The organism is Streptomyces sp. MGP-P1 (genome assembly GCF_057766565.1).
The window spans coordinates 39525-59092 of record NZ_JBYMEM010000004.1 but is presented as its reverse complement, the minus strand read 5'-3'; the positions used below and the strand labels follow the sequence as shown (position 1 = coordinate 59092).

16 protein-coding genes and 2 pseudogenes are annotated in these 19568 nt (G+C 72.3%); 8 read left to right on the top strand and 10 right to left on the bottom strand.

From position 1 onward, the window contains the following. Positions 1-99: 99 nt before the first annotated feature. Positions 100-1803 carry a threonine/serine exporter family protein gene (locus AC3CH1_RS07995; protein WP_488462280.1) on the top strand — a complete coding sequence of 568 codons (1704 nt, stop codon included), beginning with the start codon at positions 100-102 and terminating at the stop codon, positions 1801-1803. A 130-nt stretch (positions 1804-1933) separates the two neighbouring features. Here AC3CH1_RS07995 and AC3CH1_RS07990 read toward each other — a convergent pair whose 3' ends face one another. Continuing rightward, entirely contained in the window at positions 1934-2659 is a 726-nt protein-coding gene (locus AC3CH1_RS07990; protein WP_488462279.1) for a DedA family protein, read from the bottom strand. A 108-nt stretch (positions 2660-2767) separates the two neighbouring features. On the opposite strand from AC3CH1_RS07990, the pseudogene AC3CH1_RS07985 reads away from it, so the two are divergent. The 4 genes and pseudogenes from AC3CH1_RS07985 to gad form a co-directional block, all read left to right on the top strand. Next, positions 2768-2950, top strand: a pseudogene (locus tag AC3CH1_RS07985) (hypothetical protein); the annotation flags it as partial. Positions 2951-3016: 66 nt separating this feature from the next. Then, entirely contained in the window at positions 3017-4309 is a 1293-nt protein-coding gene (locus tag AC3CH1_RS07980; RefSeq protein WP_488462278.1) for an ion channel protein, read from the top strand. Positions 4310-4435: 126 nt separating this feature from the next. Then, positions 4436-5059, top strand: coding sequence for an NAD(P)H:quinone oxidoreductase (wrbA, locus tag AC3CH1_RS07975; RefSeq protein ID WP_488462277.1), 624 nt, complete (start codon positions 4436-4438; stop codon positions 5057-5059). Positions 5060-5119: 60 nt separating this feature from the next. Next, positions 5120-6547: a glutamate decarboxylase gene (gene gad, locus AC3CH1_RS07970; RefSeq protein ID WP_488462276.1), complete on the top strand. Its 1428-nt coding sequence runs from the start codon at positions 5120-5122 to the stop codon at positions 6545-6547. A 30-nt stretch (positions 6548-6577) separates the two neighbouring features. Here gad and AC3CH1_RS07965 read toward each other — a convergent pair whose 3' ends face one another. From AC3CH1_RS07965 to AC3CH1_RS07950, 4 genes are all read right to left on the bottom strand, one after another. After that, on the bottom strand, positions 6578-7405 hold the full coding sequence (locus tag AC3CH1_RS07965) for an ABC transporter permease (RefSeq protein WP_488462275.1): 828 nt from the start codon (positions 7403-7405) through the stop codon (positions 6578-6580). After that, positions 7402-8394 carry an ATP-binding cassette domain-containing protein gene (locus tag AC3CH1_RS07960; RefSeq protein WP_488462274.1) on the bottom strand — a complete coding sequence of 331 codons (993 nt, stop codon included), beginning with the start codon at positions 8392-8394 and terminating at the stop codon, positions 7402-7404. The genes AC3CH1_RS07965 and AC3CH1_RS07960 overlap by 4 nt, the downstream gene beginning before the upstream one ends. Before the next feature lie 77 nt (positions 8395-8471). After that, positions 8472-9113 carry a PadR family transcriptional regulator gene (locus AC3CH1_RS07955; protein WP_488462273.1) on the bottom strand — a complete coding sequence of 214 codons (642 nt, stop codon included), beginning with the start codon at positions 9111-9113 and terminating at the stop codon, positions 8472-8474. A 24-nt stretch (positions 9114-9137) separates the two neighbouring features. Beyond that, complete coding sequence (locus AC3CH1_RS07950) at positions 9138-10460, bottom strand: MFS transporter (RefSeq protein WP_488462272.1); 1323 nt, start codon at positions 10458-10460, stop codon at positions 9138-9140. 64 nt (positions 10461-10524) lie between these two features. Between AC3CH1_RS07950 and AC3CH1_RS07945 the strand changes: the two genes are divergently transcribed. After that, positions 10525-11526 (top strand): GlxA family transcriptional regulator, encoded by a 1002-nt coding sequence (locus AC3CH1_RS07945; RefSeq protein ID WP_488462457.1) that lies wholly within the window; start codon positions 10525-10527, stop codon positions 11524-11526. Positions 11527-11641: 115 nt separating this feature from the next. Here AC3CH1_RS07945 and AC3CH1_RS07940 read toward each other — a convergent pair whose 3' ends face one another. Beyond that, the gene (locus AC3CH1_RS07940) at positions 11642-13099 is read right to left on the bottom strand and encodes an aldehyde dehydrogenase family protein (RefSeq protein WP_488462271.1); all 1458 of its coding nucleotides are present in this window, start codon (positions 13097-13099) and stop codon (positions 11642-11644) included. Between the two features lie 58 nt (positions 13100-13157). Then, the gene (locus tag AC3CH1_RS07935; RefSeq protein WP_361880610.1) at positions 13158-14021 is read right to left on the bottom strand and encodes a helix-turn-helix domain-containing protein; all 864 of its coding nucleotides are present in this window, start codon (positions 14019-14021) and stop codon (positions 13158-13160) included. Positions 14022-14378: 357 nt separating this feature from the next. Here AC3CH1_RS07935 and AC3CH1_RS07930 point away from each other — a divergent pair, with 357 nt between their 5' ends. Further along, positions 14379-14885, top strand: coding sequence for an ATP-binding protein (locus AC3CH1_RS07930; protein ID WP_488462270.1), 507 nt, complete (start codon positions 14379-14381; stop codon positions 14883-14885). Positions 14886-14922: 37 nt separating this feature from the next. Here the strand turns inward: AC3CH1_RS07930 and AC3CH1_RS07925 are convergent, their stop codons facing one another. Further along, entirely contained in the window at positions 14923-15165 is a 243-nt protein-coding gene (locus AC3CH1_RS07925; RefSeq protein WP_003968242.1) for a DUF397 domain-containing protein, read from the bottom strand. A 256-nt stretch (positions 15166-15421) separates the two neighbouring features. Between AC3CH1_RS07925 and AC3CH1_RS07920 the strand changes: the two genes are divergently transcribed. Further along, positions 15422-15934 (top strand): hypothetical protein, encoded by a 513-nt coding sequence (locus AC3CH1_RS07920; protein WP_488462269.1) that lies wholly within the window; start codon positions 15422-15424, stop codon positions 15932-15934. Between the two features lie 18 nt (positions 15935-15952). Here the strand turns inward: AC3CH1_RS07920 and AC3CH1_RS07915 are convergent. Then, a pseudogene (locus AC3CH1_RS07915) lies at positions 15953-18078 on the bottom strand (FUSC family protein). Between the two features lie 38 nt (positions 18079-18116). Next, positions 18117-19289, bottom strand: a complete 1173-nt coding sequence (locus AC3CH1_RS07910) for a DUF2786 domain-containing protein (RefSeq protein WP_488462268.1) — start codon at positions 19287-19289, stop codon at positions 18117-18119. Between the last annotated feature and the right edge of the window lie 279 nt (positions 19290-19568).

The following is a 19568-nucleotide window of genomic DNA, read 5'->3' as shown; positions in this document are numbered from 1 at the left end:
CACTTCCGCGCGTGCGGGGCCCATGCCCGTGGCCATACTGGGCAGACGTGCGACGGGACAGACACCCCGGGTTGTGCGGTCGAGGAGGAACGAGGTCGAGTGGTGGCGGAATTGGGCGGTCCTGAGGACCAGAAGCCCCAGTCCGACGAGGCGCGGAGCGCTTTCGCCCCGCCCGCGGGGACGAGTCATCCGGCGTCGCCGCCCGAGGAGGACCATCCGACGTCGGAGTTCGCGCTGCCGACCGGTGTGCACCAGGAGCAGTCCGGTGCGGCCGGTCCGGGCGGCGGCTCCGGGGGCGGTTCGAACTCCGACACGCTGAGTTCCGCTTTCACCCCGCCGAGCGCGTACAACGCCCAGCAGTCGCCGCCCGCGTTCACTCCGGCGCAGGGCATTCCGATGGTCAGGCTGACCAAGGAGGCGCCCTGGCAGGACCGGATGCGCACGATGCTGCGGATGCCGGTGACCGAGCGTCCGGCCACGGAGGCGATCCAGCGGACCGACGACGAGACGGGTCCCGCCGTGCCGCGCGTGCTCGACCTGACGCTGCGTATCGGGGAGCTGCTGCTGGCGGGCGGCGAGGGCGCCGAGGACGTCGAGGCGGCGATGTTCGCGGTGACCCGGTCCTACGGTCTCGACCGCAGCGAGCCGACGGTCACGTTCACGCTGCTGTCCATCTCGCACCAGCCGTCGCTGGTCGACGACCCGGTGACGGCGAGCCGTACGGTACGCCGCCGGGGCACCGACTACACCCGTCTGGCGGCCGTGTTCCGGCTGGTCGACGACATCACCAGCACGGACACCGAGATCTCGTTGGAGGAGGCCTACCGGCGGCTCGCGGAGATCCGCCGTAATCGCCACCCGTATCCGGGCTGGGTGCTGACGGCTGCCGCCGGGCTGCTGGCCGGTTCGGCCTCCGTGCTGGTCGGTGGCGGGTTCCTCGTGTTCGTCGTGGCGGCGGCGGGCGCGATGCTCGGCGACCGTCTCGCGTGGCTGTGCGCCGGGCGCGGGCTGCCGGAGTTCTACCAGTTCACGGTGGCCGCGATGCCGCCCGCCGCGATGGGGGTGGCGCTGACGCTGACCCATTCGACGGACATCCGGCCGTCCGCGGTGATCACCGGTGGGCTGTTCGCGCTGCTGCCGGGGCGGGCGCTGGTGGCGGGGGTGCAGGACGGGCTCACCGGTTACTACATCACCGCCTCGGCCCGGCTGCTCGAAGTCATGTACTTCTTCATCGGGATCGTCGCGGGCGTGCTGGTCGTCCTGTACCTGGGGTTGCAGCTGGGAGCCCAGCTCAATCCGGAGGCGCGGTTCACGCCGTACAACGAGCCGGTGATCCAGATCCTGGCGTCGATGGCGCTGAGCCTGGCCTTCGCGGTGCTGCTCCAGCAGGAGCGCTCCACCGTGCTGGCGGTCACCCTGAACGGCGGAGTGGCCTGGATCATCTTCGGGGCGCTGGCCCGGACCGGGGGCATCTCGCCGGTCGCGGCGACGGCGGTGGCGGCCGGTCTCGTGGGACTGTTCGGCCAGTTGTTCTCGCGCTACCGGTTCCATTCCTCGCTGCCGTACATCACGGCGGCGATCGGGCCGCTGCTGCCCGGTTCGGCGACGTACTTCGGTCTGCTGGGCGTGGCGCAGAACGAGCTGGACACGGGGCTGGCCTCGCTGTCGACGGCGGTCGCGACGGCCCTGGCCATCGCGATCGGGGTGAACCTGGGGAGTGAGATCTCGCGGCTGTTCATGGGGGCGCCCGGCGCGGTCGGCGGGGCGAGCCGCCGGGCGGCGAAGCGGACCCGGGGGTTCTGAGCGCGCGGACGCGCTACCCGTACCTCGTACCTCGTACCTCGTGCCCGTGCCCGTGCCCGTACGACGAAGGCGCCCCTCCCCCGGATCTGCGGGGAGGGGCGCCTTCGGTGCGTGCGTACGCGGCGTGAGGTCAGCGCTTGGCGTGCCGGCCTCGCTGGCCGGTGGAGGGGCCGTTGCCGCCCGCCGGGGGGAGGCCGGAGCCGCCGCCCGCCCGTGCCTCGGCCGCGGCGGCCTTCTTGCCCTGGCTGCGGGCCCGCAGCACCTCGACCACGATCGGCACCACGGAGATGAGCACGATCAGGATGAGGATCATCTCGATGTGCTCGTGCACGAAGTCGATCTTGCCGAGCATCGCGCCGAGCACGGTGACGCCGACGCCCCAGAGGATCGCGCCGACGATGTTGTACGTGATGAAGGAGCGGTAGTTCATCCGGCTGACGCCCGCGATGATCGGCGTGAAGGTGCGCACGATGGGCACGAAGCGCGCCAGGACCAGGGACTTCGGGCCGTGCTTCTCGAAGAACTCGTGGGCCTTCTCCACGTTCTCCTGCTTGAAGAGGCGGGAGTCGGGGCGCTTGAAGAGGGCCGGGCCGACCTTGCGGCCGAAGAGATAGCCCACCTGGTCGCCGACGATCGCGGCGACGGCGACCAGCGTGCAGACGAGCCAGAGCGGGTACTTCAGCTGGCCCGTGGTCACCAGCAGCCCCGTGGTGAACAGCAGCGAGTCGCCGGGCAGGAAGAACCCGATCAGGAGGCCGGACTCGGCGAAGACGATGAGGAGCAGGCCGGGGAGCCCGAACGTGTTGAGCAGATAGTCCGGGTCCAGCCAGCTCGGTCCGAGCGCAAGCGTATTCAAGGGTCCGGGCTCCAGGATGGTGTGCGATGGCGGCTCTGTGGCTGCCCCAAGCTATCAACGCCCGGCCGGTGCCCTTGGTTCCAGTGGCGCACAGCGGGAGTGCGCATCGTGCGGAACGGTCCGAAGCCGCTCACAGGAGGTGCCACAAACACGGGCATTGAGGATTTCGGCGGTGGTCGGGCCGCCCCCACGGACGTGCTGGTCGTCACCACGAACGACGCACCCGGCCATCGGGTGACCCAGGTCATCGGCGAGGTCTTCGGACTGACGGGGCGCGGGCACGGACCGGGCGAGACGCGGGACCGTTGGGGCCGCCATTGAGGCGTTTTGTCTGGTTCGCCCCTCTAGGGTGAGCCGGTGGCCCCCGAATCCCCCGCACCCCCGTCGGCTCCCCCGCACCCTCCGGCCGCCCCGGCCCGGCGGCTGCTGCCGCTCGTGCTGCCCGCGATCGCCGTCGGCGTCGCCTGCGCGCTGATCCTGCTGGGGGTGAGCCTGCTGGCGGAGGGGCTCCAGGGCGTGCTCTGGGAGACCCTGCCCGACGCGCTCGGGGTGGGGCGGTTCTCCTCGCTGTGGATGATCGTGATGCTCACCGCGACCGGTCTCGCGGTGGGGCTCGTCCTGCGGACCGTGCCCGGTCACGGCGGGCCCGATCCGGCCACCACCGGCCTGGTGGACGCGCCGATGAGGCCCGGCATCGTGCCCGGACTGCTCCTGGTGACCACCCTGGCGCTGGCGGGCGGGGTGAGCCTCGGGCCGGAGAACCCGATCACCGCGGCCAACATCGCGCTGGCCTTCTGGCTCGGCCGGCGGTTCGCGCCCGGGGCGCCCGGCGAGCTGTGGGTGTCGCTCGCCGCCGCCGGGACCATCGGCGCCCTCTTCGGGACCCCGGTCGCCGCCGCGCTGATCCTCTCCGAGACGCTGGCCTCGCAGCCGGGCCCCGGGGCGTTCTGGGACCGGCTGTTCGCCCCGCTCGCGGCCGGTACGGCGGGCGCGCTGACCATGTCGCTGATCGCGCAACCCAGCTTCGACCTGTCCCTCCCGGCGTACGCGGGACCGCACTGGGGCGATCTGCTCTCCGCCCTGCTGATCGCCTCGGCCGGCGCTCTCCTCGGTCTGCTCGCGGTGTACGCCTTCCCGGTGGCCCACCGGGCCTTCACGGCGCTGCGGTACCCGGTGCTCACCCTGACGGTCGGCGGGCTGGTGCTGGGGCTGCTCGGCGCGCTGGGCGGCCACCTCACCCTCTTCAAGGGGCTCGACGAGGTGAAGGCGCTCGCCGGGGACCCGGACGGCTGGTCGGCCGGGGAGTTCGCGGGGATGGCGGTGGTGAAGACGGCCGCCCTCGTCATCGCGGCGTCCTGCGGCTTCCGGGGCGGTCGGATCTTCCCGGCGGTCTTCGCGGGGGTGTCGCTGGGGCTCTGCGCCCACGCGCTGGTCGACGCGGTCCCGCCGTCGCTCGCGGTGTCCTGTGCGGTACTGGGCGTGCTGCTGGCCGTCACCCGGCAGGGCTGGGTGAGCCTGTTCACGGCGGCGGTGCTGGTGAGCGACACGTCCGTGCTGCCGCTGCTGTGCGCCGCCACCCTGCCCGCCTGGCTGCTGGTCACCGGACGGGCCCAGATGCAGTTGGACGAGGACGGGAAGCCGCTGCGCTGAGGGGGCGATGCCCTTGGCCGTGGAGATGCCCGTCCGACGCGCCGGACGCGGAGAACCTCCGTATCGTCTGCTGCGTGTGCTTTTGAGCCATCTTGTACCGACCCTGCTCCGACGGAGGTCCCTCGCATGCCCACGCCCGTCAACGTCGCCGTCGTCTACTACTCCTCCACCGGCACCGTCGCCGCGATCGCGAAGGCGATGGCCGGGGACGCGGAGCGGGCCGGGGCGCGGGTGCGGCTGCGCCGGGCGGCGGAGCTCGCCCCGCAGGCGGCCATCGACTCCAACCCGGCGTGGGCCGAGAACGTGACCGCGACCGCGGACATCCCCGAGGTCTCGCAGGACGACATGGCGTGGGCGGACGCGGTGATCTTCGGTTCGCCGACCCGGTACGGGAACGTCACCGCCCAGCTGAAGCAGTTCATCGACACGCTCGGCGGGATGTGGCAGGCGGGGCAGCTCGCCGACAAGGTCTACAGCGGCTTCACCTCCAGCTCCACCACCCACGGCGGCCAGGAGTCCACGCTGCTCGCGCTCTACAACACGATCCACCACTTCGGCGGCATCCTCGTCACCCCCGGGTACACCGACCCCTCGAAGTTCGTGGACGGCAACCCGTACGGCACCTCCCACGTCTCCGGGCAGGGCGACATCCCGGTCGGCGAGCAGACCCTGACCGCCGCCCGGGTGCAGGCCGAACGGGTCGTGAAGTTCACCCGGGCGATCAAGGCGGGCCTGGCCGCCGAGAGCTGACCCCGGACCGAGAGCCGACCCCGCACCCCGACCGCTTCGGCCGAGAGAAGGGCCTCCACCATGCCGCTCCACCGCGGTGCCCACCCGGAACAGGACGAACCCTCGAACGAGCGGCGCAGGCTCGCCCTGAACCCCTTCTTCGGCGAGGCCGACCCGACGGCCGCGATGAACACCGCGCCGCCCCGGCACCGGCTGCCCTACGGGCCGTTGCCGCCGTCGACGGCGTACCGGCTGGTCCACGACGAGCTGATGCTCGACGGCAACTCCCGGCTCAACCTCGCCACGTTCGTCACCACGTGGATGGAGCCGCAGGCCGGCGTCCTGATGGGTGAGTGCCGGGACAAGAACATGATCGACAAGGACGAGTACCCGCGCACGGCCGAGCTGGAGCGGCGCTGTGTGGCGATGCTCGCCGACCTGTGGAACGCGCCCGATCCGAGGGCCACCGTGGGGTGTTCGACCACCGGGTCGAGCGAGGCGTGCATGCTCGCGGGGCTCGCCCTGAAGCGGCGCTGGGCGAAGCGGAACGCCGACCGCTATCCGGCGACGGCCCGGCCCAATCTGGTGATGGGCGTCAACGTGCAGGTCTGCTGGGAGAAGTTCTGCGATTTCTGGGAGGTGGAGGCCCGGCTCGTCCCGATGGAGGGCGAGCGGTTCCACCTCGACCCGGCGGCCGCCGCCGAGCTGTGCGACGAGAACACCATCGGGGTCGTCGGCGTCCTCGGCTCCACCTTCGACGGGTCCTACGAGCCGATCGCCGAGCTGTGCGCGGCCCTGGACGCCCTCCAGGAGCGGACCGGTCTCGACGTCGCGGTCCATGTGGACGGGGCGTCGGGCGCGATGGTGGCGCCCTTCCTCGACCCGGACCTGGTGTGGGACTTCCGGCTGCCGAGGGTGGCGTCGATCAACACCTCGGGGCACAAGTACGGCCTCGTCTACCCGGGGGTCGGCTGGGCGCTGTGGCGGACGGCGGACGCGCTGCCCGAGGAGCTGGTCCTGCGGGTCAACTACCTGGGCGGCGACATGCCGACGTTCGCGCTGAACTTCTCCCGGCCCGGGGCGCAGGTGGTCGCGCAGTACTACACGTTCCTGCGCCTCGGGCACGAGGGCTACCGCGCGGTCCAGCAGGCCTCCCGGGACGTGGCGTACGCTCTGGCCCGCGCGGTGGAGGAGCTGGGCGACTTCCGGCTCCTCACCCGGGGCGACGAGCTGCCGGTGTTCGCCTTCACGACCGACGCGGACGTGCGCGCGTACGACGTGTTCGACGTGTCCCGCCGGCTGCGGGAGCACGGCTGGCTGGTGCCCGCGTACACCTTCCCCGCCAACCGGCAGGACCTCTCCGTGCTGCGGGTGGTGTGCCGCAACGGGTTCTCCTCGGATCTGGCCGAGCTGCTGGTCGAGGACCTGAAGCAGTTGCTTCCCGAACTGCGTTCCCAGAAGCACCCGTTGAGCCATGACCGAAAGGCCTCGACGGCCTTCCATCACTGAGCGCGGCCACCGGCGCCACCCGGAGCTCCGCTACCGGCTGAGGCGCGCGAACTTGGCCACGGCCAGGGGGAAGAACACCGCGATGATGGCCACCGGCCAGAGCACCGCGAGCAGTTGGGCGTGCTCGGCCGCCCAGGAGCCGGTCGCGCCTCCCGGGTTGCCGAACAACTCCCGTACGGCGGTGGCCGTGGCGGACATCGGGTTCCACTCGACCACCGCGCCCAGCCAGCCCGGCATCGACGCGGGGGTGGCGAAGGCGTTGGAGAGGAAGCCGACCGGCCAGACGAGGATCTGGACCGCCGCGACCATCTCCGGCCGCCCCGCCACCATGGCCAGCAGGATGCCGACCCAGAGCATCGCGAACCGCAGCAGGAGCAGCAGCCCGAACGCCCCCAGCGCGGCGGCGGCCCCGTGGTGCCAGCGCCAGCCGACGGCGTAACCGACCCCGGTCATCACCGCGAGCGCGGCCGTCGACTGGAGCATGTCCGCGGCGCTGCGGCCGACCAGGACGGCGCCGGGGACCATCGGCATCGAGCGGAAGCGGTCGATGACGCCCTTGCCGAGGTCCTGGGTGACCGCGAGCATCGTGCTCTCCAGGCCGAAGGCCATGGTCAGCGCGAGCATCCCGGGGACCAGGAACTCCGTGGGGTCGCCGTCCACGCCCCGGCCGCCGCCGACCAGATAGGTGAACATCAGCAGCAGCATCACCGGGAAGACCAGGTTGACCAGGACCGCGACGGGCTGCCGGGCCCAGTGCGCCAGTTCGCGGCGGGTCATCGTCCAGGAGTCGGCCAGGGCCCAGCCGAGCCGGGAGGTCGCGCCGCCCGGTCCTGGCGCCGTCGTCGTCGCCGCGCTCATGCCGCCACCTCCGCCTTCTCCGTCTCCTCCGCCTTCGCCGCCTTCTCGTCACGCCGTTCGTCGGCGGGCCGGCCGGTCAGCGACAGGAACACCTCGTCCAGGGTGGGGCGGCGCACCGCGATGTCCTCCGCCTCGATCCCCGCCTCCTCCAGCACCCGCACCGTCCGCGCCAGGGCCGCCATCCGGTCCGGGGCGGGCGCGCCGATCCGCCGCCGGTCGGTGTCCAGCACCAGGTCCGCGCCGCCGAGCAGGGCGCCCGCCTCCACCAGCCGGGACGCGTCGCGCAGGACGATGTCGATCCGGTCGCCGCCGACGAGGGCCTTCAGCTCGTCGGGGGTGCCCTCGGCGACCGCCCGACCGTCGTCGATGAGGGAGATCCGGTCGGCCAGCTGGTCCGCCTCCTCCAGATACTGCGTGGTCAGCAGTACGGTGGTGCCGCCGCCGACCAGGGACCGCACCGCGTCCCACACCTCGGTCCGGCCGCGCGGGTCGAGGCCGGTCGTCGGCTCGTCCAGGAACAGCACGTCCGGGTCGGTGATCAGCGACGCGGCCAGGTCGAGGCGCCTGCGCATGCCGCCGCTGTACTGCTTGACGGCCTTGCGCCCGGTGTCCGCGAGGCCGAACCGCTCCAGCAGCTCGTCCGCCCGGCTGCCCGCCCGGCGTGCGCCCAGGTGGTACAGCCGCCCGAACATCTCCAGGTTCTGCCGCCCGCCGAGCTGCTCGTCCACCGCCGCGTGCTGGCCGAGCAGCCCGATCCTGCGCCGCACCTCGCCCGCCCGTTCGCGGACGTCGAGGCCGGCCACGGTCACCCGGCCCGCGTCGTGGCGCAGCAGCGTCGACATGATCCGTACGGCGGTGGTCTTGCCCGCCCCGTTGGGGCCGAGCACTCCGTGCACGGTGCCGCTGCCGACGGCCAGGTCCAGTCCGTCCAGGGCGCTCTTCTCCCCGTACCGCTTGTGCACGCCGTCCATGACGATCGCTTCGGTCACGTTTCCCGTACCCTCCTGTAGTCAAACTTGACTAGGAGGTCGAAGGTAAACACGGATCCCGCATTCGTCAAACTTGATTAGTCGTTGTCCCCAGGGTGGGGGACACCGGTGGCGTACGGGTTCTCCTCGTCATCGGCGAGGAGACCGACGAACGGGTCGCCCTCCCCGGCGAAGGTGTACGCGCCGCCCTCGATGCGGGCGATCAGACCCCGGGTCCACTCCGCGCCGCTGTCGGCCGAGTGCACCCAGAGGTTCATGATCTCGCCGATGTGGCCGAGGGATTCGGGGCCTTCCTCGGGGGTGTAGTACTCGGTGACCGCCCTGCGCCACTTCTCGATGCCCTCGATCCGCTCCTTGAGCAGCGCGACCGCCTCCGCCCGCGGCAGGTCGACGATGAAACCGACGGCCGCCGAGAGGACGTCCATGTTCTGGTCGTAGAAGCGGATGGCGTCACGCAGCAGGCGGCGGCACTCCGCCAGCCCCTCGTCCGTGAGCTCGTACTCGGTGCGCGGCGGGCCGCCCGCCGTGGAGGGGGCCGTCTCGTGCGCGAGGAGCAGTCCCTGCTTCGCCATCTGCTTCAGGGCGTGGTAGATCGACCCGGGCTTGGCGTTGGACCACTCGTGCGCGCCCCAGAACTCCAGGTCGTTGCGGACCTGATAGCCGTGTGCGCGGCCGTGCATGCGGACGGCGCCGAGGACCAGCAGTCGGATCGCGGACATGACACCCAACACCCATCTTCCTATTCAACTTTGACTAGGGTAGCCCGCCCGCTTGCGTTCGGCCGGTCGGTGTGCCCTCACGCGTACGGCCTGGGCCAGCAGTGCGGCGACGAGGCAGCCGGCCGCCAGCGCGGCCCACACCCCGTCGTACGTGCCGAGGACGTCCCGCGCAGTGGCCCCGCCGAACGCCGAGGCGCCCGCCCCCAGCTGGTGGGCGGCGTTCGTCCAGCCGAAGACGACGGGGCCATCGTCCCCGTACACGCGGCGGGCGAGCTCGATGACGGGCGGCACGGTCGCGACGTCGACGAGTCCGTAGACCGCCGCGAACAGCAGCATCGGGGCCGTGACCGTGGAGGTGAACACCAGGGGCAGCGCGAGCAGGGTGAGCGCGCGGACGGCGAAGCAGACGGTCAGCAGCCGGCGCGGGTCGAACCGGTCGGTCAGCCAGCCGGCCAGCAGCGCGCCGAGGGCGGAGAAGACCCCGACGAGGGACAGCAGCGAGGCCGCCGCCGTGGCCCGCATACCGTGATCGTGCGCGGCGGGCGCCCAGTTGGACCACATGATGCCGTTGGTGGAGGCCCCGCAGAGGGCGAACACCCCGGCGAGCAACCAGAACGGACCGGTGCGCGCCGCACGCAGCAGCACCCTCAGCGCCCGCGCGGCCGCTCCGGGGGCAGGGGGCGGGCGGGGGACGAACTCCGTTGCCCCGTACGGCTTCACGCCCACGTCCGCCGGGTGGTCGCGCAGCAGCGGGAATACCAGGGCGGCGACCACCAGGGCCACCAGTGCCAGCGTCACCACCGGCGGACGCCAGCCGAAGTGGCCGACGGACCAGGCCAGCAGGGGCAGGAAGAGCAGCTGGCCCAGGTGGCTGGAGGAGCTGAGCGCACCGGTCACCAGACCGCGCCGCCGGTCGAACCAGCGGGCGGTGATCCCGGCGGCGAACGTCATGGTCAGGCAGCCGCTGCCGAGGCCGATCAGCACGCCCCAGTACGCGACCAGCTGCCACGGCCGCGTCATGACGCCGGTGAGCAGCGCCCCCGCGGCGACCAGCAGCAGCGCACCCATGACGACGCGGCGGGCCCCGACGCGGTCCATCAGCGCCGCCGCGAACGGGGCGGTGAGGCCGAACAGCACCATGTTCACCGAGGCGGTGAGCGCGATCTGCCCGCGCTCCCAGGCGTACTCCTCGTGCAGGGGCGTCACCAGCAGGCCCGGCACGGTGGTGAACGCCCCGGCCGTGACGATGGCCGCGCCCGCGACGGCGGCCACCAGCCAGGCGCGGTGGATCCGGGAGGGCCGGCGGGAGAGCGGAGGGTACGGGGATGCCGAGGTGGAAGGGGCCATGGCTTCAGCGTCGCGACCGGGCCCCGTCCCCACGAGTGTCCAGATGGACCAGGTGCGCAAGGATATGGCCATGACGGTCTTCACCCACCCCGGGCGGCACCGCGTCGCCGTGCTCGCCCGCGAGGTCCTGCTCCCCATCGAGCTGGGCATCGTCCACCAGCTCTTCGGCCAGGCCAGGCAGGGAGCCTCGGCGGACGGCGAGCCGCTGTACGAGGTCGCCACCTGCTCCCTGTCGCCCGGGGACGTGCGCACGGACGGCGACTTCACCGTGGCCGTCCCGCACGGCCCCGAGGCGCTGGCCGAGGCCGACACCGTGATCGTCCTGTCCTCGTACGAGGACTACGTCCAGGGGACGCCGGCGCTGCCGGCCCCGCTGGCGGAGGCCTTCGCGCTGATCCGGCCCGGCGCCCGGGTGGCCTCGATCTGCACCGGAGCCTTCGTGCTGGCCTCGGCCGGACTGCTCGACGGGCACCGGGCGACGACCCACTGGCGGTACACGGAGCTGTTCGCCCGGCTCTTCCCCCGGGTCGCGCTGGACCCGGACGTGCTCTACACCGACGGGGAGACCGTGCTGACCTCGGCGGGCTGCGCCTCCGGGATCGACCTGTGCCTGCACATGATCCGCCGCGACCACGGGAGCGCCGTCGCGAACGACGTGGCCCGGCGCACGGTCGTGCCGCCCCACCGCGAGGGCGGGCAGGTCCAGTACATCCGCCGGCCGGTGCCCGAGCGGTCGGCTCCGGGGACCTCGGCCGCCCGTGCGTGGGCGCTGCGCCGGCTCCAGGACCCGATCACGCTGGGGCAGCTGGCGGCCAGGGAGTCGATGAGCGTGCGGCACTTCACCCGCCGGTTCCGGGACGAGGTCGGGCTGACGCCCATGAACTGGCTGACCCGGCAACGCATCGAACTGGCCAGGGAGTTGCTGGAGGAGTCGGACGTGCCCGTCGAGCAGGTGGCCGTCCGCGCCGGGCTCGGCACGGCGGCCAATCTGCGCCACCACTTCCACGCGGCGCTCGGCGTCTCGCCGAGCGCCTACCGCACCACGTTCCGGGGGCCGGGGAACTGAGGAAGGCGGCAGCCCCCCTCAGGAGGCGGCTGACCCGTCAGGAGGCGGCCGACCCGTCAGGAGGCAGCTGCTCCCTCAGGAAGCAGCTGACCCCGTCAGAAGGCGGCTGGCCCCGTCAGAACGGGAAGACCGAGCGGCCGTGCTGGATCGACATCCACCGCTGGGTGGTGAACGCCTCGACCACGGCCTCGCCGTTCAGCCGTCCCACCCCGGACGTCTTCTCGCCGCCGAACGCGACCAGCGGATCGTCCTGCACGGTGGAGTCGTTGACGTGGAACATCCCGGTGACGATCCGCTGCGCGAACTTCACGCCGCGCTCCGCGTCCCGGGTGTGCACCGCGCCGCTGAGCCCGTAGGGGCTGTCGTTGACGATCCGCACGGCCTCCTCCTCGCCGTCGAACGTCATCAGCAGGGCCACCGGGCCGAGGATCTCCTGCCGAAGCAGCGGGGAGTCCTCCGCGAGGTCGGTCAGGACGGTCGGGCCGACGACGTTGCCGACGGTCCGGCCGCGCACGAGCGCCGTCGCGCCGTCCGCGACCGCCCGGGCCACCAGGGCGTCCAGCGCGTCGGCCTGGAAGGCGTTGATGACGGGGCCGATCCGGGTCTCCGGGTCCCTCGGGTCCCCGGTCTTCAGGGCGGCCACCTCGGCGGTGAACCGTTCGGTGAACTCCGCCGCCACCGACCGGTCCACCAGGATCCGGTTGGCCGCCATGCTGACCTGCCCCTGGTGCAGGAAGCGGCTGAAGACGGCCGCCCGGACCGCGTAGTCGACGTCGGCGTCCTCCAGCACCACCAGCGCGCTGTTCCCGCTCAGTTCGAGGATGGTCCGCTTGAAGGCGCCCGCCGCGGTGGCGGCGATGTGCCGGCCGACGCGGTCCGATCCGGTGAACGAGATCACCTTGGGCACGGGGTGCTCGATGAACGCGTCGCCGATCTCGGCGCTGTCGGTGATCACCACGTTGAGCAGCCCGGCCGGCAGCCCGGCGTCCTCGAAGATCCTCGCTATCAGGCCGCCGCCCACGACGGGCGCGTTCTGATGGGGTTTCACGACGACCGCGTTGCCGAGCGCCAGGGCGGGGGCCACGGACTTCATCGTCACCAGGAAAGGGAAGTTGAAGGCGCTGATGACGCCCACGACACCGACGGGCAGCCGGTAGAGCCGGTTCTCCCGGCCGTCCCCCACGGCGGGCAGCAGCCGCCCGGTGGGCCGCAGCGCCTGGCGGATCGCCTCGCGCAGGAACTCGGTCGCACTCCGGACCTCGTACTGGGCCCGCAGCCGGGTGCCGCCCAGTTCGTCGATGATCGCCTCGACGATCTCCTCCGCGCACTCACCGGTGACGCGGAGCGCGCGTTCGAGGACGGCGCGACGCTCGTAGGGATTGACGGCGGCCCATTCCCGCTGGGCCCGCTCGGCGGCCCGGTAGGCCCGGTCGACCTCCAGCGCGGTGGCCACGGTGACGGCGGCGAGTTTCTCACCGTTGTAGGGATTGAAATCGATGATGTCCCACGAGCCGCTACCGGTCAGCCACTCGCCGTCGATGTACTGGTGGGCCAGTTCATGGAAGAAGGACATGCAATCCCTTACTGCAGGCGTTCGCAGACTCCTGATGCGACGTCATCGTAACGAGAAATTACGCCAGTTGGAGTAGACCGCGCAGAAGATCCCGACTGTCTTCCGGCGTGGGGCTGTCCTGGGCGAGACCCGCCATGGCCTTTTCGTACTGCGCGACTTCCTCGGGCTTGTCCAGATAGAGCGCGCTCGTCAGCTGCTCCAAATAGACAATGTCCGACAGATCGGATTCCGGGAAGCGCAGCATCGTGAACGATCCGCTCTCGCCGGCATGGCCGCCATGGCTGAAGGGCATGACCTGGAGCGTGATGTTCGGCTGCTCCGACATATCGATCAGATGCCGCAATTGGGCACGCATGACGTCGCGTTCACCGTACGGGCGGCGCAGCGCCGCCTCGTCGAGAACGGCGTGGAACGTCGGGGCGCGCTCCGAGACGAGGGCCTTCTGGCGCTCCAGCCGCAGGGCCACCCGGCGGTCGACCTCGGCGGGCGAGGCTCCGCGCATTCCGCGCGAGACGACGGCGTGGGCATACGCCTCGGTCTGCAACAGCCCGTGCACGAACTGCACTTCATAGACACGGATGAGAGAGGCGGCGCCCTCCAGGCCGATGTACGTCTGGAACCAGCCGGGCAGCACGTCTCCGTAACTGTGCCACCAGCCGGCCACGTTGGCCTCACGGGCCAGACCGAGGAGCGAGTCGCGCTCCGCCTCGTCCGCGACTCCGTAGAGCGTGAGCAGGTCCTCGACGTCCCTGGCCTTGAAGCTCACCCGTCCCAACTCCATGCGGCTGATCTTCGATTCGGAGGCCCGGATCGAGTAGCCGGCCGCCTCACGGGTGATTCCGCGCGACTCCCGCAGTCTCCTGAGCTGAGAGCCCAGGAGGATGCGCCGCACCACCGATCCACTCGACTCGCCTGCCGACACTGGCCCGACCCTCCCCATCGCTTCCCCTGGCACCCGGAGCCCCCCAACCCCGACTGCCGGATTCTGCCACCAAAACGCTTCAGCCCGTACTCATTCGATTACGGAAATGGGAAGACGTTTAGGAAGCGCCCGAAACTGACCCCGGGAAGAAATACCCCGGAACCACCACGGTATCGGGCAGGTCCGGCGCGTGCACGTGCATCTGCCCTTGCATCTGCCCTGCGCATTCGGAACCATGGTCCTCGCGCACCTGCGTGCTCGTGTTGTGCCGCTGTACCCCCCGCAGTACCGCTACAGGCAGTGCCGCTACAGCCGCGAATCCCGGGAGTGCCTCGTATGGGGACGAATGGATCGACGATGCTCGAGCCGTTACGGCAGGGGCTTCCCCCCACCGACCCCTCAGGGGTTGCCGGATCGGCGTCCTGTGCTCTGCCCGCACGCTACGAAGCGGTCGGCGGGGCACGGAAGTTCACCCGGTCGACGCTGGAGCGATGGGAGCTGGGCGACCGTTTCGACGACGTCGCCCTGGTGGTGTCCGAACTCGTCACCAACGCCCTGCGCCACGCGCTGCCCGGCGATCCGCCCCGGGAATTGACGGACCCGCCGGTGCGACTGCACCTGATGCGCTGGACCTCGCGACTGGTGTGCGCCGTGCGCGACCCCAGCCGGGAGAGCCCGGTGGCGGGCCAGGCGGCGGATTCGGCCGAATCGGGCCGCGGACTCTTCCTGGTGGAATGCGTCAGCGACAGCTGGGGCTGGCACCCCTCTCCCGTACAGCTCGGAGAACTGCCTTCGGGCCCGCTGTACGGCAAGGTCGTCTGGGCCCTTTTCCGGCTCCAGGAGAACGCGAAGCCGGGTTCGTGAGTGCTCAGGTCCGGCCCGTCACGGGCCGGACCCCGCGTCAGGCGCCCGCGGCGAGATGGTCGAACTCGCCGTCCTTGACGCCGAGCAGCAGCGCCTCTATCTCCGCGGGCGTATAGACGAGGGCGGGCCCGTCGGGGTGGCGGGAGTTCCGCATCGCCACATTCCCTCCGGGCAGCCGCGCGAACTCCACACAGGATCCCTGCGAGTTGCTGTGCCGGCTCTTCTGCCAGACGACTCCGCGAAGCTCTGTGGCCGCCATGCCGTTGTACACGTGGTGCACAGGACGCTCCCCGATTTGCAAGGTGCAAGTGTCAACTAGCTCGGATCATAGCTCTGTTCATATGCCAATGCATGAGCAGATGCACGTGCACGCGGGGTGTTGCTTTGATTACAGGCTTTTCCGCCCCGGCCGCGCCCTCCGGGAAGAGAGACGAACGGCACGCCTATTTCGCTCCCGCTCAAGGGAGTTGATCGCTGCGGACCTTGGTAACGTGGCGCGGTCTTTCGACCGGAAACACAGCAAGGGGGAACTCCACGTGACCAGGTCTCTACGCACCGGCGCCGTCGCGGTCGCCGCTCTGGCCGCCGCACTGGCGCTGACCGCGTGCGGCGGCGACGCGGGCAAGGATTCCGGCGCGGATTCCGCGGCGAGCGCGACGCCCGGGAGCGGCGGCGACGGTTCCGGGGAGTCCGCGGGCAGCGGCGCCGTGGACGCCGCGGCACTGGAGGGCACCTGGGTGGGGCAGACGGACGGCAAGAACGTCACTGCGTCCATCAGCGCCCGCAAGGTCGCCCTGGTCGCCGATCAATCCGTGTGCCAGGGCGATGTGAAGGACATGGGCGGCGAACCGATGCTGGCGCTGAAGTGCACCGGCGGCTCCACCGACCGCACGATGGGCGCGATCGACTCCGTGGACGGCACGAAGCTGGTCCTCTCGTGGGACGGCGGCGTCAAGGACACCCTCACCAAGGCCGACCCGGGCAAGCTGCCGAGCGGCATGCCCTCGCTCCCCGGCCTCGGGGACCTGCCCGAGATCCCCGCGCCCTGACGCCCGCCCGGGGGCCGCTCAGCCCTCGGCCAGCGTGCTGCTGACCCGGGTGGAGCCGCCCCGCTCGTCCAGGGCCCGGGTGAACTCCTCCAGCGCGTCCAGGAGCAGCGCCGCGCCCCGGCGCACGACCGGGTCGCCGATCGGCGTCGTGCCGTCGTCCGTCGGGGTGGGCATGTCCCAGTGGGCCACCGCGTCCACCACCGGCTGCCAGTCGGGCAGCCGCCGCTCCCGTACCGCTCTGGCGCCCTTCTCGGTGGCCCGGCGCAACGCCTCGGCCAGCTGGGCGGCGCCGGGCACCGGATCGGCCGACCGGGCCGGCAGATGGGCCTCCAGCACCATCGCGGACCGGCCCAGCTGGGCCAGCGCGTGCTGGGCGTCGGTCGCGGCGGCCCGGGAGATGCCCCGGTGGCGTACGGGTTCGTGCTGGGCGGTCGCCAGCGCCTCCTGCCACGCCACACGCGCCTCCCGGGTGGCGATCAGGGCCTCCCGGACGTCCTCGGCGTCCCGGGAGGCGGGGTCCGCGTACCGGTCGACGACCGTGGCCGCGTACCGCCCGTCCGCCACCAGCCACTCGGCCAGCCGGTCGCGCAGCCGCGGGGTCTCCCAGGCCGGGTAGACGGCGTACGAGATCATCGCCAGGAGTCCGCCGACGAGCGTCAGGACGATGCGCTCGGTGACGGTCTGGGACCAGTCGTCGCCGGCCATGCCGAGCAGGAAGACGACGTACGCGGCGACGCAGACCTGGCCGACCGCGTAGCCGGTGCGCATCAGCAGGTACATCAGCCAGGCGCAGATCACCGCGAGGAGCGCGGAGAGCCGGGCGTCGGGACTGGTGGTCTGCACGACGGCGGTGGCGAGCCCGACGCCGACCAGGGTCCCGCCGAAGCGTCCCGCCGCGCGGGCGTACGTCTGCGAGAACTCGGGCCGCATCACCATGACGGCGGTCATCGGGGCCCAGTAGCCGTGGCCGAACGGCACGGCCTCGCCGACGAAGTACCCGGAGACGGCGACCACCGCGACCCGGATGGCGTGGCGCAGGATCGGCGAGCCGTGGTGCAGCTCGCGGCGCATCGAGGCCAACACCACCGGGACCAGCTTCAGCAGCGTGGGCCGGTGCCGGGTGTCCGGGGCGAGGCCGGAGGGGACCCCGCTGTCGGTCCCCGTGCCCTCGGCGATCTCCAGGACGTCGTCGAGCAGCGCCGAGAGCCGGTCGGCGGCGCGGCGGGCGGGGCCGACGAGGATCACATCGTTGTCGGGCGTCTTCAGGACGCCCAGGTCGGTGGCGGAGAGATGGACGGGCTCGCCGTGCCGGACGGCGCGCGCGGCGGCGTCCAGGACCGATCCGGCCGCGCCCAGCAGCTCGTTCACCCAGAGCCGCTCGAGACCGTCGCCGGGCACCCCCATCGCCGGGTCCGCGAGCGAGGCGAGCACCGGGCGCAGCCGCTCGGCGACCCCCCGGGCCCCGTGCAGTTCGGCGGGGCGGCGGCGGGCCTCCCGAGGGGTGACGGCGGCGGCGCTGCGGGCGGTCATCAGGGGCAGCGGGTCGAAGGGGGCCACCGGGTCGAGCCGCAGGCGGCGGGCGTAGTCGGCCTCGGCGGCCAGGGCGTCGGCGAGCGCGTCGCGCTGGGCGCCCATCTGCGGACCGGGAAGAGGACGATGAGGGCCGCCTGCACGACCCCGCCGACGGCGATCATCCCGGCGTGGGCGGCGGCGTCCACGACCGAGGTGGGCAGGGTGATCGTCACCAGCATGATCGCGACGTTGGACGCGGCGATGATGCCGCCCGTGGGGCCCGCCGCCCAGGCCAGTCCGGCGAGGAAGGTCCAGGCGCCGAGGAGGCACAGGAAGAGCACGACGTGCGCGCCGCTGACGTAGCCGACGAACGTCGACACGGCGAGGCTCGCCCCGGAGACGAGGGCGAGGACGGGGCGGGGCCGCCAGCTGCGCTGGAAGGTGGCGAGGGCCGCCTGGAACGCGCCGAACGCGGAGCTCGCCGCGATCTCCGGCCCGAACATCACGAGGCCGGCCCCGACGACGAGGGCGAGGCCGGCAGCACCGCGCAGGGCGATGAGGGGTTCCAGCCTCTGCCGCTCGATCTCCAGCCCCGAGCGGGCGGTCTCCTTCAGCGCCCGGAGCCAGCTCATGGGCCGAGCCTAACCGCGTAATCCAGGACAAGCTCGACTTAGGACATGATTTCGCCGTCGGGTCGGTGGGGTGCGCCGCCCGTGTGCGCCCGGTCGGCGGCCTCGGTGCCGTGCGTCCAGCCGTCCAGGTCGGTGACGCCGCGGACCCGGGACGTCGTGGTCCTCGGGAACATCCGCCCGGCGGTTTCGGTGACCGCGACGTCCCGGGCGGCCAGCACCGGCAGCAGCTCGCCGGCCGGGACCGCGTCGGCGCCGTCCGCCGCCGCGGTGACCCGCTCGGCGCCGTCGGCCAGCCGGCCACCGAGCCGCTGGGCGTACCCCATCCAGAACGCCTGCCGGAAGGTCTTGGTCCGCTTGCGTCCTCCGGCGCGCTGACCGGCCTCCGCCCGGGTCATCGCGGCCGCTCCCTGCACGAGCAGGGAGGTGAACAGCAGCTCGACGGCCTCCAGGTCCGGCTCGAAGCCGACGACCGTGGTGAAGCCGAGATCGTCGTTCCACACGGCCCGGCAGCGGTTCGCGGAGGCGACGGCGTCGAGCAGGATCGCCTTGGCGCTCTCGTACGGGGGCTCCACCCCGATCCGGCAGGCGCCCGGCGTCTCGCGGCTGTGCGTCCGGGCGGCGAGGAGGGCCTCGTCGATGCTGTGCCGGGCCATCAGCTCCTGCGCCTTGGTGGTCAGCGCCTCGGCCTCCTCCGGGAAGCCGGTCGCCTCCGCCTTCGCCAGCAGCGCCCGGATCCGGGTGAGCATGCGGGGCTCGCCGGCGGCGGGCGGCCGGTGCAGGTGATCGGCGACGGCGCCGGGCGGGGGTCCCACGGGCTCGATGGCGGGCAGCCGCAGCAGCAGCCGGTACAGCTCCAGCAGGTCACCCGCGTAACGGAACCGGTCCGGGCGGTTGCGCGGCACGGGGGCGGGCAGCTCGGCGAGCTGCTGCCGCCAGCGGGGCGGCAGCTCCGCGTACCGGGCGGTCTCCGCGGCGATCAGGGTCGCGGCCAGCGCCGCCCGCCGCTCGTCCAGCCCGTGGCGGACGAACCGGACCAGGTCGGCCGGGTGCCAGCCCCGGTCCCACGCCCTGCGCACGAACTCCTCGCCGCGCCGGTGCGCCTCCGCGTCCGCCTCCGGGGCGGCGGCGAGCAGGGAGGCACCGGTGTCGAGGGCGGCGTCGCCCTCCACGTAGAGGGCCGCCGCGCACGCCCGGTCGATCACCGATTCCATCCGGCCAAGGGTAGGCGCACCGCCCGCACGGCCCGCACGCCCCTGCTCCCGCACGGCCCGCACGCCCCTGCTCCCGAAGCAACGGCAGCGGGAGCCTTCACGGCGCACGGGAGGCCCGGACCGCGGGAGGCCCGGCCCACCGGCGGCACGAGGCACCGGCGGCACGGCGCGCGGGAGAGCCGGCGCACCGGAGCCACGGCGCGCGGGAGCCACGGCGCGCGGGAGAGCCGGCCCATCGGCGGCACGACCCACCGGCGGCACGGCGCGCTCCGCCTCCGG